Raw genomic sequence first — 15,808 nt, forward strand, 5'->3', positions numbered from 1 at the left:
AACATATCAGTATCAAGTTCGACCGAGATAATATCAAGGAGGAAAATAGATATGGGAAATAGTACAGTTAAGATACCAGAAGGCTTTATGATGGGGGCAGCAGTATCCGCTTGGCAAACAGAGGGATGGTCAGGTAAAAAGGAATTTCAAGATTCATATATAGACCTTTGGTATAAAAACAATAAACATGTCTGGCATGAAGGATATGGTCCGGCAGTTGCTACGGATTTCCGTAATCGCTACAAGGAAGATATAGGCTATATGAAAGAAATTGGGCTTACACATTTTAGAACATCGATTAATTGGTCACGTTTTCTAGTCGATTATGAAACTGCAGAAGTCGACGAAGAATACGCTAGTTACATCGATAACGTTATTGATGAGCTAATCGCTAATGGTATTGAGCCAATGATTTGTTTAGAGCACTATGAAACTCCGGGCGTTTTATTTGAAAGTTATGGTGGTTGGGGATCTAAACATGTCGTGGAGTTATTTGTTAAATATGCAAGAAAAGTTTTTGAGCGCTATGGAGATCGTATAAGGCATTGGTTCACATTTAATGAGCCGGTAGTTGTTCAAACTCGTGTATATTTAGACGCAATCCGCTGGCCGTTTGAACAAAACACTAAAAAATGGATGCAGTGGAACTACAACAAAGGCTTAGCTACCGCTAAAGTAGTTCAGTTGTTTAGGGAAATGGGATTAAAAGAAAAGACTGGTTCTAAAATAGGCGTTATTTTAAACCCAGAGGTTACATACGCGCGTTCATCGGCAGAACACGATCAAAAGGCTGCAAGAATCCATGACTTATTTTACAATCGAGTATTTTTGGATCCATCTATCAAGGGGGAGTACCCTGAAGAACTATTTGAACTAATGGAAAAGCACGATATTACATTTGAATCTACTAAAGAGGAATTGGAACTCATAAAGGAAAATACTGTGGATTATGTTGGCATAAATTTATATTTTCCAGCTCGTGTAAAGTCCCGTTCTTCATCCTGGAATGAAGATACGCCATTTCATCCCGAATATTACTATGATAAGTTCGATCTTCCAGGTAAAAAAATGAATCCATATCGCGGATGGGAAATATACCCGAAAATCATGTTTGATATGGCAATGCGAATGAAGGAAGAATACGGTAATATCGAATGGTTTATCGCAGAAAATGGCATGGGGGTAGAAGATGAATATAAGTATAAAAATAAAGAGAATGTGATTCAAGATGACTATAGAATTGAATTTATCAGTGACCATTTAAAGTGGCTATTGAAATCAATTGAAGCTGGATCAAATTGTGTCGGCTACATGCTTTGGGCTTTTTCAGATAACGTTTCACCAATGAATGCATTTAAAAATAGGTATGGATTAGTTGAAATCGATTTGGAGAATAATAGAAACCGTACTATGAAAAAGTCTGCTTACTGGTATAAGGAGTTAATAGAAACGAAACAGTTTGAGGTAGTTGATGATAATTTGATCAAATAATCTCCAAGGTATGAATGACATTCCAGACCATATAGCGATTAATAAAAGGTAAGATTTACAAATATTTCGTTGTCATCTCGTAGAGGCAACGAAATATTTTTGTATTATATATATTGAATTTATTAAAGAATAATTAAAATTGTGGGGTGAAAACATTGAGGAAATACTTGTCTTTTGATATTGGTGGAACATTTATAAAGTATGGGGTAATTGGAGAGGATGCGGTAATTCTAGAATCAAATAAAGTGAAAACACCAGATAGCCTTGATGGTTTATTAAGTATCATTAAGGAATTTTGTTTACCTCATCAAGAAGTGAGTGGAGTAGCAGTGAGTTGCCCTGGAGCTGTATCAGATGAGGGAATTATTTATGGATCCAGCTCAATTCCCTATATACATGGACCCAATATGAAAGAGTTAATTAGAAAAAGTTTGGAATTACCAGTTTTTATTGAAAACGATGCTAATTGTGCTGCTTATGCAGAGGTATGGGATGGTTCGGCTAAAGGTAAAAAAGATGTTCTTGTAATAGTAATTGGTACAGGGATAGGGGGCTCCATCATAAAAAATGGCCAATTGCATAAAGGATCTAACTTACATGGTGGAGAATTTGGTTATATGCTATTAACATCTGACGTTAAAGGGAGCGACGATGTTTGGAGCAGGGTAGCATCTACAAAGGCACTTGTGAAAAAAGTTGCAAAGAAAAAAAAGCTAGATATGAATTCACTTTCTGGCGAAAAAATCTTTATGCTGGCAGATTCAGGGGATGAGGATTGTAGACAGGCAATAGACGAATTTTACCGTTTATTGGCGATAGGAATTTATAATTTACAGTATATTTATGATCCTGAGGTTATTTTAATTGGCGGTGGAATAAGTGCGCGAGAAGAATTAATAGATAAAATAGATGAAAAACTTGATGACATAATAACTACTATTGGCCTTGCAAGGATTAAACCGAAAATTAAAACTTGTAAATTTCGTCAACATGCAAATCTTTTGGGAGCTGTTTATGGATTTATTAGGGAGGATAGTTAAAGGTATATCATTCACAAAACATAGTGTTGGTACGCTCTAAAATGTGCAATTCACCGTCTAAAACCAAATATGATGATGATTTTATGAAATTGTAGCAAGAATAGTTCAAAGGTTTGAATAAATACTTGTAAAACAAAACGTTTACATCTATTATATATGGTAGGTGTTATTCAGTTTGTTTGCCAGACAAACTAATAAGAGTGGAAGGATGATTCCGTTGAAAACGTTTATTACAGATGACTTTTTATTATTCAATGAAACAGCCAAAGTCTTGTTCCATGGTACGGCCAAAGATTTACCGATTATCGATTATCATAACCATTTAAATCAAAATGAAATTTTACAAGATAAGAATTTTACAAGCCTATCTGACATTTGGCTAGGTGGAGATCACTATAAATGGAGAGCTATGCGTGCTAACGGTATTGATGAAGCTTACATTACAGGTGACAAAAGTGGCTATGATAAATTTTTAGCATGGTCTAAAACGGTTCCAAATACGTTTGGGAACCCATTATATCACTGGACTCATTTAGAACTACTTCGTTATTTTGAGATTGATGAGGTTTTGGACGAGAAGTCAGCACCTGCTATTTGGGAAGAAGCGAATCGCAAGCTTGCCACAAAGGAAATGTCCATTCGATCGCTACTAAAAAAAGATAAGGTTGAATTTGTGGGAACAACAGATGATCCGACAGATGATTTAGCAAGTCATATCGCATTACATAATGAAGGATTCGAAATTACTGTATCCCCTTCATTCCGACCGGATAAAGGATTAAATATTGAAAAAGAAGAGTTCTTGTCATGGATAGGGAAGTTAGAGCAGGCAACAAATTCTTCAATTGAAAACTATGATGCCTTATTAGATGCTTTAATAAGCCGAGTAGATTATTTTGATGAGCATGGTTGTCGAAGTTCTGACCATGGTATAGATGTTATGTTTTATGAACAGGCAACGAAAGAACAAGCAGCAGTAGTTTTCCAGAAACGCTTACAAGGCGAGAAACTGACTGCACAAGAAATTGAGCAATATAAAACGTATACATTACTAACTTTAGGTGAATTATACGCTGACAAGGGCTGGGTAATGCAACTTCACTTAAGTGCATTAAGAAATAATAATACAAGAATGCTCGGTTTACTTGGTCCAGACACTGGTTTTGATTCTATAGGCGATCTTCTTATCGCAAACAAACTATCTAACTTCTTAAATGCGTTAGAAAGCAAAGACAAATTGCCTAAAACTGTTTTGTATAGTCTAAATGCCAATGATAATGCTGTGTTAGCTTCAATGGCAGGCAATTATCAAAGCGCTGAAATTGCCGGGAAAGTACAGTTTGGAACTGCTTGGTGGTTTAATGATGTCATCGATGGCATGGAAGACCAAATGAAAACATTAGCTAATATCGGGTTGATTAGTAACTTTATTGGGATGCTAACGGATTCAAGAAGTTTTCTGTCGTTCCCAAGACATGAATATTTCAGAAGAATTTTGTGTAATTTACTTGGAACTTGGGTGGAAGAAGGCAAGGTGCCGAAAGACATGGTATTATTAGAGAAGTACGTAACAAATATTTGTTATGACAATGCAAAACGTTATTTTAGACTTTAAGAATTGGCTACTTGAATAACAAAATTGTAAATCCGGAGTGTAGAAAGGAAGAAAAAAATGTCGAAACAACAAATCGGTGTCATTGGTTTAGCGGTTATGGGGAAAAATTTGGCGTTGAATATTGAAAGTAGAGGGAATTCTGTTTCTGTCTATAATCGTACAACTTCAAAAACAGAGGAATTTTTAGCAAATGAAGCACAGGGTAAAAACTTCTTTGGTGCTACTAGCATTGAGGAGTTTGTTAACTCTTTGGAAGTCCCACGTAAAATTATGCTCATGGTTCAGGCGGGAGCGGCAACAGATGCTACGATTGCATCACTGCAGCCGTATCTTGAAAAGGGCGATATTTTAATTGATGGTGGAAATACATTATTCGAAGATACGATTCGTCGTAACAAAGAGCTAGAGAAAACAGGTATCCATTTCATTGGAACAGGGGTTTCAGGTGGAGAAGAAGGTGCGCTAAATGGTCCTTCTATTATGCCAGGTGGTCAAAAAGAAGCTTATGATTTAGTAGCACCTATTTTTGATGCAATTGCGGCAAGGGTAGATGGAGAATCTTGTAGTGCATATATCGGTCCTGATGGTGCGGGGCATTATGTGAAAATGGTTCATAATGGGATAGAGTACGGCGATATGCAACTAATTGGAGAAGCCTACTTTATATTGAAGCATGTCCTTGGCTTAGAGGCACAAGAACTTCATGAAGTATTTGCAGAGTGGAATAAAGGCGAATTGGATAGTTATCTAATTGAAATTACTGCTGAAATCTTCACTAAAATAGATGAAGAAACAGGTCAACCACTTGTCGATATTATTTTAGATAAAGCAGGCCAAAAAGGGACGGGCATGTGGACAAGTAAAAATGCATTAGACTTAGGCGTTCCGCTACCATTAATCACAGAGTCTGTCTTTGCGCGCTGTATTTCTTCGATGAAAGACGAGCGTGTTCGTGCAAGCAAGGTGTTAGCAGGGCCGACAGTGAATAACTACGAAGGTAATAAAGAAGAGCTGATTGAAGCAGTTAGAAAAGCTTTATATATGAGTAAAATTTGTTCTTATGCACAAGGATTTGCACAAATGCGTGCTCAATCAGCCGAAAGTAATTGGAATTTGAACTATGGTGAAATTTCTATGATTTGGCGTGGGGGTTGTATCATTCGTGCGCAATTCCTACAAAATATTAAAGATGCTTATGATCGAGAGCCTGGCCTCGAAAACTTATTGCTGGATTCTTACTTTAAGGAAATTGTAGAAGGCTACCAATCTGCTTTACGTGAAGTCGTATCCGTAGCAATTAAGCATGGAATTCCTGTACCATCGTTCGCAAGTGCGATTGCTTACTATGACAGCTACCGTGCGGAAAATTTGCCTGCCAATCTAATTCAAGCACAGCGTGATTATTTTGGTGCCCACACGTATGAGCGTAAAGACAAAGAAGGTTCTTTCCATACGAACTGGTTTTAAATAGAAAGTAGTAAAGCAATAAAAAAAAGATCTCTCTTTCCCATGGATAGGGAGATCTTTTTTTATACCTATTTGACTAAAACAGTATCCTCTGTCAGTGTTAAGATGAGCTCCGGTACCTCTAAAAAACGCTGAATCGCTAGTGCACATGCACCAAGGGTACAGGAACTATTCCCAAAATCGGAAATTACTAATTCACCATATTGACTTACTGCGGAATTCAAATTATTTTTAATTTCTTCGATTGCATTTGGGTACATTTTTAACAGTTCGCTCGTCAACACCAATGTTTCTGGATTGTAGATATTGATAATATTATTTAAACCGATTGAAAGGTCGATAATATATTGTTTCATTAGTTGGAGAGTAGTGGGATCTTGCTTGGCTAGTAGGGATTGTACATCATCATGAGTTACTTTTGGAACACCTAACTGCATTGCCAAACGAGCAAGTAGGCTAGGCTCAGATGAGTAGAGCTCCCAGCAACCTTTGTTACCGCATCGGCAGGCTTCTCCATCCTTGGAAATAATCATATGGCCCATTTCTCCGGCATATCCGTGAAATCCTTTATGCAGTTTCCCATCAATCATTATTCCCGATCCTATCCCAGAAGAGAAGAGAAGGCAAAGTAAATGATTACTCTCATGGTACTTATAGACACGTTCGGAATAAGCCGATAGGTTTGCGTTATTTTGAATGGATATGTCCATATCTAGCTCTTTCATAAGATCGGTTTTTAAGGATTTGTTTTGCCATTGATAACTAGGCACAAAATAGATGCTCTCATCTTTATTTACTGTCCCGTGAATACCAATCATTACACTAACTAATCCGTAATGTTTTTTTGAATAATCATTTTTATATTTTTTAATTTGCTTAATCAGTAATTGAACTAACTCCTCATAACTATCGATTTCTAGGTTTATGGAGTCGTGTTGAACAGGATTACCACCCAAATCGGATACCATATACTGGATGTGGTTATAATCTAGGTCGATGCCTAACACGTAGCCTGCATCTTTATTAATCGAAAGCATGATAGGTCTTCTACCTACGACATTATGCTCCAGTCGTGTTTCACAAATTAAGTTTTCATTGAGTAAATCGGCAACTTGAATAGAAATTGTAGCTTTGTTTAATCCGGTAATTTTGGACAGTTCAGCTCTTGAAATCATGTCATGTTCAACTATTTTACTTAAAATAATACTTCTATTGATTTTTTTTATGTAAGCACCGTCGCCAGTAATCATCTATTTCCCCCCGAATTAATTTTTATTATACTAATGCAAAAGTATTTTATTTAGTGTAATAAAAATTACTTTGTTGTGTAGCCAAAGTAATTCTACAGTTAGTCTATTATAGCATAGAAAGGAATGATAAATATGAGAACATTATATTTCGATTGTTTTTCAGGAATTAGTGGCGATATGGTTATTGGAGCCCTTATTGATGCAGGAGGGGACCCTGTTCATTTAGAAACTGAGTTAAAAAAATTGAATATGGAAAATGAGTATGAATTAACATTCAATAAAGTCGTGAAAAATGGCATTACAAGTACAAAGTTTGATGTTTTATTAACGAGTGACGTTCATAGCCACGACCACGGGCATAGTCATGACCACAGCCACGACCACGAGCATAGTCACGATCACGACCACGAGCATAGTCACAGTCATGACCACGGGCATAGTCACGATCATGGCCATGAGCATAGCGACAATCATCATCACACCCATAATCATGATCATCGTTCTTATAAAAAAATTGTTGAGCTTATTCAATCGGCGGGTTATTCTAATCGAGTGGAAGGACATGCACTAAGCATATTCAAAAAGATAGGACAAGCCGAAGGGAAAATCCACGGTGTAGCACTCGAAGACGTTCATTTTCATGAGGTAGGAGCTGTAGATTCAATTATCGATATTGTCGGTGCAGCTATACTTCTTGAACAACTGCAAATAGATCGTATTAAATCATCTGCGATTCCAGTTGGTTCAGGAAAAATTCATATTGATCATGGTATTTATCCAGTTCCAGCACCTGCTACATTGGAGATTTTACTCGGTATCCCTATTGCAGAAAGCCAAGTCAAAGGGGAGCTGGCAACACCTACAGGCGCAGCTATTGTAGCGGTGCTTGTCGAAGCATTTTGTACATTACCCGCTATGAAGGTTCAATCCATTGGCTACGGAGCAGGTACTAAAACATTTCCAAAGCATCCAAATGTGCTACGGGTTATTATCGGAGAAGAATGACTACCACCATCGAATAATTGAAAAAATAGGAATGGCGTTTTTGGAGGTAAAGATGAAACTGCATTCGGTATTTCAGTATGTATATATTTTTTACACATTCGTATTTGTCCTCCACATCTCCAATGTATTTATCGCTAGCGACCGTTTGAATTATGTGATTGGCTTATTAGCTTTAGTCATGTTAGTAATTTCTTTTGCGAGTGCATCGAAATTATTTAGGATACTAAGTGCCTCCTTCATTGTGATAGGAGGCTGCTTATATGCTACATCAGGACAATCAATTCTTGCTATACCCAGTGCTTTAACAGCCAATATAGCCTTACTCACACTTTTAGCGATGTTACCGTGGATGAATAGTGTTGTCAGAAGTGGTCGATTTGACCGAAGTTTAAATAGCTTAATGAAGGCGAATGTATCAGATGTAGGCAAAATGTATATGCGTGGCTCAGCGACAACGCTTACGCTAGCAGCATTTTTAAATTTGTCGGCGGTTACGATTTCACAGGATGTACTGAAAGATAATTTAGCACATTTCAATAAAAAAGTGCGGGATTCATTCATCAGTACGTCAACATTAAGAGGGTTTTCTTTAGCATTACTATGGAGCCCACTTGAAATATTAGTCGTCTTATCGATTTTTGTAACGGGCGTTTCTTATGTAGCTATACTTCCTTGGTTGTTATTAATTGCAGTGCTAGCATTTATACTTGACGCTTTGTGGGGCCGCTATCATTTCAGAAAGTATGCGTATGTAAACCCAAGCGGTGAACAGCCGAGGGAAATGAATGTCAAAGAGCTAGCAAAAAAAATTGCTCACTTGGCAGGCGCGCTAGCGTTATTTTTAACCCTAGTTATTGTCTGTGGTATATTTTTTGAAATCGATTTCATATTGACTGTGACACTTCTCATCTTCCCCTTTACGTTATTATGGTCTACAATCATAAAGAGAGGGAGAAGTTTTTGGGTCATCGGTTGGCATAATTGGAAAATGAAAGCGAATACAATGCAAAACTTTATTATCTTATTTATTTCACTATCCTTTTTCTCAAATAGTATTAGCAACTCTACGTTCTTAGAAGTCATTGAGAAGCCGATTCTACTTGTAGCACAGTACCCATTATTGGTCTTTCTGATGATTCAAGTTATCTTTATCTTCCTTAGTCTATTTGGGATTCACCCGATTGCAACAATTGGGATATTAACGGGTTTAATCGGAAGTTTGCTTGATATCTATAATCCACTCAGTCTCGCAATCGTCATGGTAACAAGTGCGATTGCCACATTGACGGTCGGGACATATGGATTAGTTGTTACAATGACGGCAATGGATACCAATCAAAGTCCCTATCGAATCACTTTGAATAATTTACCGTTTGCGCTCCTGCTCGGTGGGATAGGAACGATTATTGCCTACATTCTTTTATGATCTATTGCTATATTTGGTGAACTGACGAATTCAATTAATCTCCGGTGAAGGCATTCCCTAATGCCAGACATTGTTGGTAGAATTATTTAGTTCATCTTAATATATACAAAAAATTTAAGGAGAGATGTTAATCATGACACAGAATAATCCATTATTTATTGCAGAAAAAGCTTGTCAGACAATTATGAACACATATAGTCCAGCAGAGTTACCACCTGCTAATAGGTGGCATTACCACCAAAGTGTCTTTTTGTACGGTATGTTGCGTGTTTGGGAAGCAACAGGGAAGCAGGAGTATTTTGATTACACAAAGGCCTATGTTGATAACTTACTAGATGATGAAGGGAATTTCTTGTTTGCAAGGGACGAGCTGGACTCGATTCAAGTAGGTATTTTACTATTTCCTTTGTATGAGGAAACGAAAGATCGAAAATATATGATTGCAGCGAAAAAATTGAGAAATCTACTGCATACAATTAATAAAACATCTGAGGGCGGTTTTTGGCATAAAGATAAATACCCTTATCAAATGTGGTTAGATGGATTGTTTATGGCGGGTCCATTCATGCTCATGTATGATAAACAATTCCAAGAACCAGAGCTTATTCAATCTGTATTGCTACAAGAGAAATTAATGAGAACACATATGAGGGATCCACAATCTGGCCTTCCGTATCATGCGTGGGATGAGAAGAAAATTCAACCTTGGGCAAACAAAGAAACAGGGTGCTCGCCAGAATTTTGGGGGCGGTCAGTCGGTTGGTATGGAACAGCACTCATTGATTTATTAGAACAGATAGAAGGGCAAAAACATGGTCAGGAAGTGTGGATTGAAGAATTACAACGCTTCATCCCTGCGATTGTTTCGCATCAAGATGTAGACTCGGGTTTATGGTATCAAATTGTAGATAAAGGAGACCATGAGGATAACTGGTTAGAGTCTTCTTGTTCGGCATTATTTATCTATACGATTGCGAAAGCGTTAAAAGCGGGTTATGTGGAGGATACTTATCAAGAAGTTGTGAAAAAAGCATATAATGGCTTGCTGGAGCATATGGTGAAAATTGATGATCAAAGGCTGGAATTAAGTGGCATTTGCATTGGGACTTCTGCTGGAGAATACGAGTATTATGTATCGCGTCCGACTTCAGAGAATGATTTGCATGGGATGGGAGCTTTTATTTTAGCTTGTATGGCTGTACATGATATTTCATGATAGAACGACATACTAAAATGAATAACCGTATAATCATTTCATTAGGATTGACTCAATTATTCACTATTAAGAGCAAACTAGAATGATATACCTTGAAAACGCTTACTATAATCTATACAATAAGGTTGAAAGTTTTGAAATTACAATCACTGAATTATTTCAAACGAAGGAAGTATATATCGGGAGGTTTGTTATGAATAAACTGAAAGTATTGAATAATATTACGAGCTGTGGCGTCGTTGCTGTCGTTCGAGCGACTTCAAAAGAAGAAGCGATGAACACCACGGAAGCGTGTATAGAAGGCGGAATTACGGGAATTGAAATCACTTTCACCGTGCAAGGTGCAGATCAAATCATTAGCGAATTAGCGATTCTTTACCAACAAAATAACAACGTTGTTATTGGGGCGGGTACAGTTTTAGATGCAATTACAGCACGAATTGCTATTTTAGCTGGAGCTGAGTTCATCGTCAGTCCTACTTTCGATCAAGAAACTGCCGAATTATGTAATCTGTACCAAATTCCTTATATGCCAGGGTGTATGACGATTACTGAAATGAAGCAGGCACTTAAATCAGGCGTTGATATTATTAAATTATTTCCTGGAAACACATTTGGCCCGGAATGGGTCAAAAGCGTGAAGGCTCCACTCCCACAAGTAAATATCATGCCAACGGGTGGAGTAGACCTGGAGAATGTAGCGCAGTGGATTAAAAATGGCTGCGTTGCTGTAGGTGTAGGTGGTAGTTTAGTAGCGCATGCAAAAACGGGTGAATTTGAAAAAATGACAATAGACGCAAGAAAGTTTGTTGAAAAAGTACAACAAGCTAGAGAGGCGTAAGGATGAAAAAAATAATTACGTTTGGAGAAATATTATTACGTCTTTCTACTAGAATTGGAGTACGGACAGTTCAAGCGAATGAGCTAACGTTGCACTATGGTGGTGCGGAAGCGAATGTAGCAGTATCGTTAGCCAATTTTGGTCATGATGTTCGTTTTGTGAGTAAAGTACCGGATAATTCACTTGGCACTGCAGCGGAAAGCCATTTGAGGTTGTACGGTGTTGATACAAGTCATTTATTGCGCGGCGGAGAACGCTTAGGGACATATTATTTGGAAACTGGCGTAGGAGAAAGAAGTGCGAAGGTCATCTATGACAGGAAATATTCTAGTATTTCTGAACTGACAGAAGAGGAAATTGACTTCGATGAAATCTTCCAAGGGGCAAGCCTTTTTCATGTTTCCGGTATTACACCTGCTTTATCTCCTATCTTACAAGCGTTAACGCTACTTGCGTTACAAAAGGCAAAAGATCATGGTGTGATGACAAGCTTTGATTTTAATTATCGTTCAAAGCTGTGGAGTCAAAAAGATGCAGCAAATGCTATTGCACCACTATTACCTTATGTAGATATATGCTCATGCGGAGAATTGGATGCCATTCATCTACTTAATATTGAAGAGGCACCTAGCTCGCTAGATAAAGAAATGAAACTTCAATACTATTACGACAAAATACAAGAAATGTATCCCAACATTACTTATATGAGCTCGACTTTCCGACAAGTGATTTCTGCCTCTGCAAATACATTACAAGGTAATTTGTATACGGATGGGGTGTTATATCATTCCAAAGTGCATCATATTGAGCCAATTGTCGATCGTGTTGGTGGGGGAGATGCCTTTGCAGCAGGAATTTTACATGGCATCATAGATGGGCAGACCCCGGAACAAATTGTTTCATTTGCAACAGCTGCATCCGCTTTAAAGCATACTGTGCACGGAGATTGTAATGTCTTTTCGGTAGATGAAATTAAAGGGTTTATTGACAATGGCTCAGGCCGTATTATTCGTTAGGTTGTATGATTGAAAGGATTTATAAAATATACGAGGAGGATGGACAATGGAAACACGTTATGCAAACCACCCAGAAGAAATTAAGAGATACAATACAGATGAGTTGAGAAAGCACTTTCTTGTTGAAACACTTTTTGAAGCAGGAAAGGTTCACTTAACGTATACGCATGTAGACAGAATGATTTTTGGTGGCGTGACGCCAACAACTGAAGAGTTAACAATCAAGCTAGATAAAGAATTGGGTGTTACTTATTTCTTGGAACGCCGCGAGCTAGGCATTATTAATATCGGTGGAGAAGGCTCTATCATCCTAGATGGTGAGGAGTACCAAATGGTTGGTCGAGACGGATTATATGTGGGGAGAGGAACAAAAGAAGTGTTGTTCCGTTCAAAGGATGCGAGCAATCCTGCAAAGTTTTACATTAACTCGGCTCCGGCACATCATACGTATCCAACGGTGAAAATTGATATTAATAATATTAAACCGCTTGAAATGGGTGAACCAGGTACGTTAAACGTTCGTAAAATTTATCAATACGTTCACCCGAATAACTGTGAGAGCTGCCAGCTACAAATGGGCTTAACGATGCTGCAAGCCGGAAGTGTTTGGAATACAATGCCTTGCCATACGCATGAGCGTCGAATGGAAGTTTATTTATACTTCGATATGGAGCCGGAAACAAGAGTATTCCACTTTATGGGTGAACCAAATGAAACGAGACATTTAGTGATGAAGAATGAACAAGCAGCTATTTCTCCAAGCTGGTCGATTCATACAGGGACGGCAACGAGTAACTATACATTTATTTGGGGCATGTGCGGAGAGAATATCACATATGACGATATGGATCACGTCGCGATGGCAGATTTGAGATAAAACAGGGTAATTGGGAGGGCTATAAATATGACAAATCAGTTAAATGAATTCTCACTAGATTTTTTCTCGTTGGCAGGAAAAGTTGCAATTGTGACAGGTGGTAACAAAGGGTTAGGCCAAGGTTACGCAGTGGCACTTGCTAAGGCGGGGGCAGATCTCTTTGTTGTGACACATGGCGATGAGTGGGATGAAACACGAGCGTTAATCGAACAACAAGGACGCCGGGTTGAGTTTTTCCAGGCGGACTTGACAGATAGGAAGAAAGTGAAAGAGCTTGTTGCGAAATGTCAAGAAGTTTACGGACAAGTTGATATTTTAGTCAACAACGCCGGAACGATTCGACGCGCCCCACTACTTGAATACAAGGGTGAAGATTGGGATGCAGTAATGGAACTCAATCTCAATTCAATGTTTTTCTTAAGTCAGGAAGTTGCTCACTTAATGGTTAAACAAAAGAGTGGTAAAATCATTAATATTGCTTCTATGCTATCATTCCAAGGTGGGAAATTTGTTCCTCCATATACAGCGAGTAAGCATGGTGTTGTAGGCTTAACGAAAGCATTTACGAATGAGTTAGCAGAACACGGCATTCAAGTAAATGCGATTGCACCCGGCTATGTAAAAACAGCAAATACGGCTCCTATTCGTGCGGATGAGAAACGCAATAGTGAAATATTAGCACGCATACCAGCAGGACGCTGGGCGGATCCAGCAGACTTAATGGGCACGGTCGTGTTCTTAGCAAGTAAGGCATCTGACTATATGAATGGTTCCATTATTGCTATAGATGGTGGATGGTTATCTAGATAACACGTTTAATACGCCGTATCACAGTCCGTGATACGGCGTATTTGATATATGACGAGGAGGATTACAATGGAATTGAATTTAGGGATACGTGCACATGATATTGAAAATCAGACGACAGTAGAGGGGTTAGTAGAAGAAATCTCAAATAAGGGATTAACATCTGTGCAGCTAGCGCTAGGAAAATCTTTTACAAATATGAATACGGGTGTTGGCAGTTTAAGCCCTGGTTTTGCTCGCTATATTGGGGATGCATTCCGGAAGAAAGATGTTCAAATTGCAGTGTTAGGCTGCTATATTCATATGATTCATCCTGATAAAGAGAAGAGAAAACAGGAATTGGATCGATTTAAAGAGCATATTCGCTTTGCAAGAGATTTTGGTTGTAGTATCGTTGGTACTGAAACAGGTAACGTCTATGAAAAGACAGGATATACGGTAGATAATTATGAGGAGCAACCTTTTTTAGATGTAGTAGAGAGCGTGAGTGAATTAGTAGTAGAAGCAGAAAAATTCGGTGTCATTGTTGCCATAGAAGGAGGCATCAATCATCCGGTTTATTCCCCACAAGTATTAAAAAGGCTATTGGATAGTATTGATTCGCCGAACCTCCAAGTCATCTTTGATCCGGCAAACTTTTTGAATCCTACGAACTATCAAAGACAAGAGGAAGTTTTTCAAGAAGCAATGGACCTTTTTGGAGATAGAATGGTCATCATGCACGCTAAAGATTTTATCATTGAAGACGGTTGGATTAAGATGGTGCCAGTAGGTACAGGATTATTAAACTATGATGCAGTCTTTAAATTGATAAAGCCAAGGAAACCATATATCAATGTTCTCTTAGAGAACACAAGAGAGCCCTTCATCAATGATAGCATTGCGTTTTTAAAGGAGAAATACAAACAAGCTTAACGAGGAGGAGGAGAGTTATATGGATAAAAATCTGCGTGATGACATTTTTCAGTATGCAAAAGAATGGGTCCTACAAGCTGGCGAAACGATTCGTGCAAAAATTAATGATCCACTCATTATTGATACGAAATCTAACCCAAAAGATCTTGTCACGACGATGGATAAGGAAACCGAGTATTTCTTAGCTGCAAATATTAAAAAAACATATCCTCATCACTTATTGTTTAGTGAGGAAGGCTATGGAGATGATGTCACATCATTGGATGGGATTGTATGGATAGTTGATCCTATAGATGGCACTATGAACTTCGTACAGCAGAAGAGGAATTTTGCGATTTCCGTAGGTATCTTTTCTGAAGGAATTGGTGAAATTGGCTTTGTTTACGATGTCATGGCTGATATTTTGTATAGCGCTAAAAGAAATGAAGGGGCTTATAAAAATGATGTGAAGTTACCACTCCTAAAGCCACAACTTGTGCTCGACGAAGCGATGCTCGGATTTAATCACCATTGGTTATGTGAAAATAGTGTCATGGATGAGCGAGTTATGCAACAACTTGTTAAGAAAATAAGGGGCTCAAGATCTTACGGTTCTGCTGCTTTAAAGCTTGCTTATGTCGCAGAAGGCATTATAGATGGTTATTTAACAATGAATCTTGCTCCATGGGATATAGCAGGCGGTATTATTCTTGTGAAAGAGGTCGGGGGGATCACCACTGATTTAGATGGGGCTCCCGTGACTCTGTTGACAAACGAATCTACTCTAACCTGTCATCCAGCCATTCAACAGGAGATTATTCATGAATATTTACAACAAGGGAAAAAATAATCTTGTATAGGGA

At 38.2% G+C, this 15,808-nt stretch carries 14 protein-coding genes; 13 read left to right on the forward strand and 1 reads right to left on the reverse strand.

Going from position 1 to position 15,808, the window contains the following annotated elements:
* Window positions 1-51: 51 nt before the first annotated feature.
* From N1I80_RS09240 to gndA, 4 genes are all read left to right on the forward strand, one after another.
* Window positions 52-1,491 (forward strand): glycoside hydrolase family 1 protein, encoded by a 1,440-nt coding sequence (locus N1I80_RS09240; RefSeq protein WP_340737589.1) that lies wholly within the window; start codon window positions 52-54, stop codon window positions 1,489-1,491.
* A 155-nt stretch (window positions 1,492-1,646) separates the two neighbouring features.
* The gene (locus N1I80_RS09245) at window positions 1,647-2,531 is read left to right on the forward strand and encodes an ROK family protein (RefSeq protein ID WP_340737590.1); all 885 of its coding nucleotides are present in this window, start codon (window positions 1,647-1,649) and stop codon (window positions 2,529-2,531) included.
* Between the two features lie 217 nt (window positions 2,532-2,748).
* Window positions 2,749-4,146, forward strand: a complete 1,398-nt coding sequence (gene uxaC / locus N1I80_RS09250; protein WP_340737591.1) for a glucuronate isomerase — start codon at window positions 2,749-2,751, stop codon at window positions 4,144-4,146.
* A gap of 57 nt (window positions 4,147-4,203) precedes the next feature.
* Entirely contained in the window at window positions 4,204-5,613 is a 1,410-nt protein-coding gene (gene gndA / locus N1I80_RS09255; RefSeq protein ID WP_340737592.1) for an NADP-dependent phosphogluconate dehydrogenase, read from the forward strand.
* Window positions 5,614-5,681: 68 nt separating this feature from the next.
* Here gndA and N1I80_RS09260 read toward each other — a convergent pair whose 3' ends face one another.
* The gene (locus tag N1I80_RS09260) at window positions 5,682-6,863 is read right to left on the reverse strand and encodes an ROK family transcriptional regulator (RefSeq protein ID WP_340737593.1); all 1,182 of its coding nucleotides are present in this window, start codon (window positions 6,861-6,863) and stop codon (window positions 5,682-5,684) included.
* A gap of 132 nt (window positions 6,864-6,995) precedes the next feature.
* On the opposite strand from N1I80_RS09260, the gene N1I80_RS09265 reads away from it, so the two are divergent.
* The 9 genes from N1I80_RS09265 (at window position 6,996) to N1I80_RS09305 (ending at window position 15,795) form a co-directional block, all read left to right on the forward strand.
* Window positions 6,996-7,868, forward strand: a complete 873-nt coding sequence (locus tag N1I80_RS09265) for a LarC family nickel insertion protein (protein ID WP_340737594.1) — start codon at window positions 6,996-6,998, stop codon at window positions 7,866-7,868.
* Between the two features lie 52 nt (window positions 7,869-7,920).
* Window positions 7,921-9,294 carry a hypothetical protein gene (locus tag N1I80_RS09270; RefSeq protein ID WP_340737595.1) on the forward strand — a complete coding sequence of 458 codons (1,374 nt, stop codon included), beginning with the start codon at window positions 7,921-7,923 and terminating at the stop codon, window positions 9,292-9,294.
* 133 nt (window positions 9,295-9,427) lie between these two features.
* Entirely contained in the window at window positions 9,428-10,510 is a 1,083-nt protein-coding gene (locus N1I80_RS09275) for a glycoside hydrolase family 88/105 protein (RefSeq protein ID WP_340737596.1), read from the forward strand.
* 193 nt (window positions 10,511-10,703) lie between these two features.
* A complete protein-coding gene (locus N1I80_RS09280; RefSeq protein WP_340737597.1) occupies window positions 10,704-11,351 on the forward strand; it encodes a bifunctional 4-hydroxy-2-oxoglutarate aldolase/2-dehydro-3-deoxy-phosphogluconate aldolase in 648 nt (215 codons plus the stop codon).
* A 2-nt stretch (window positions 11,352-11,353) separates the two neighbouring features.
* Window positions 11,354-12,367 carry a sugar kinase gene (locus N1I80_RS09285; RefSeq protein ID WP_340737598.1) on the forward strand — a complete coding sequence of 338 codons (1,014 nt, stop codon included), beginning with the start codon at window positions 11,354-11,356 and terminating at the stop codon, window positions 12,365-12,367.
* A 46-nt stretch (window positions 12,368-12,413) separates the two neighbouring features.
* Window positions 12,414-13,244 carry a 5-dehydro-4-deoxy-D-glucuronate isomerase gene (gene kduI / locus N1I80_RS09290; protein ID WP_340737599.1) on the forward strand — a complete coding sequence of 277 codons (831 nt, stop codon included), beginning with the start codon at window positions 12,414-12,416 and terminating at the stop codon, window positions 13,242-13,244.
* A gap of 27 nt (window positions 13,245-13,271) precedes the next feature.
* Window positions 13,272-14,054 (forward strand): 2-dehydro-3-deoxy-D-gluconate 5-dehydrogenase KduD, encoded by a 783-nt coding sequence (gene kduD / locus N1I80_RS09295; protein WP_340737600.1) that lies wholly within the window; start codon window positions 13,272-13,274, stop codon window positions 14,052-14,054.
* Between the two features lie 66 nt (window positions 14,055-14,120).
* Window positions 14,121-14,966: a sugar phosphate isomerase/epimerase family protein gene (locus N1I80_RS09300; protein ID WP_340737601.1), complete on the forward strand. Its 846-nt coding sequence runs from the start codon at window positions 14,121-14,123 to the stop codon at window positions 14,964-14,966.
* Window positions 14,967-14,985: 19 nt separating this feature from the next.
* On the forward strand, window positions 14,986-15,795 hold the full coding sequence (locus tag N1I80_RS09305) for an inositol monophosphatase family protein (protein ID WP_340737602.1): 810 nt from the start codon (window positions 14,986-14,988) through the stop codon (window positions 15,793-15,795).
* Window positions 15,796-15,808: the final 13 nt, after the last annotated feature.

The organism is Sporosarcina sp. FSL K6-3457, assembly GCF_038007285.1.
Taxonomy (GTDB): domain Bacteria; phylum Bacillota; class Bacilli; order Bacillales_A; family Planococcaceae; genus Sporosarcina.

Excerpts from the sequence above, each read along its gene's own strand:
- N1I80_RS09305 (WP_340737602.1), top strand. The coding sequence starts at position 14,986 with ATGGATAAAAATCTGCGTGATGACATTTTTCAGTATGCAAAAGAATGG.
- N1I80_RS09270 (WP_340737595.1), top strand. The coding sequence starts at position 7,921 with ATGAAACTGCATTCGGTATTTCAGTATGTATATATTTTTTACACATTC.
- kduD (WP_340737600.1), top strand. The coding sequence starts at position 13,272 with ATGACAAATCAGTTAAATGAATTCTCACTAGATTTTTTCTCGTTGGCA.
- N1I80_RS09280 (WP_340737597.1), top strand. The coding sequence starts at position 10,704 with ATGAATAAACTGAAAGTATTGAATAATATTACGAGCTGTGGCGTCGTT.
- N1I80_RS09265 (WP_340737594.1), top strand. The coding sequence starts at position 6,996 with ATGAGAACATTATATTTCGATTGTTTTTCAGGAATTAGTGGCGATATG.
- N1I80_RS09300 (WP_340737601.1), top strand. The coding sequence starts at position 14,121 with ATGGAATTGAATTTAGGGATACGTGCACATGATATTGAAAATCAGACG.
- N1I80_RS09285 (WP_340737598.1), top strand. The coding sequence starts at position 11,354 with ATGAAAAAAATAATTACGTTTGGAGAAATATTATTACGTCTTTCTACT.
- N1I80_RS09275 (WP_340737596.1), top strand. The coding sequence starts at position 9,428 with ATGACACAGAATAATCCATTATTTATTGCAGAAAAAGCTTGTCAGACA.
- kduI (WP_340737599.1), top strand. The coding sequence starts at position 12,414 with ATGGAAACACGTTATGCAAACCACCCAGAAGAAATTAAGAGATACAAT.
- N1I80_RS09240 (WP_340737589.1), top strand. The coding sequence starts at position 52 with ATGGGAAATAGTACAGTTAAGATACCAGAAGGCTTTATGATGGGGGCA.
- N1I80_RS09260 (WP_340737593.1), bottom strand. The coding sequence starts at position 6,863 with ATGATTACTGGCGACGGTGCTTACATAAAAAAAATCAATAGAAGTATT.
- gndA (WP_340737592.1), top strand. The coding sequence starts at position 4,204 with ATGTCGAAACAACAAATCGGTGTCATTGGTTTAGCGGTTATGGGGAAA.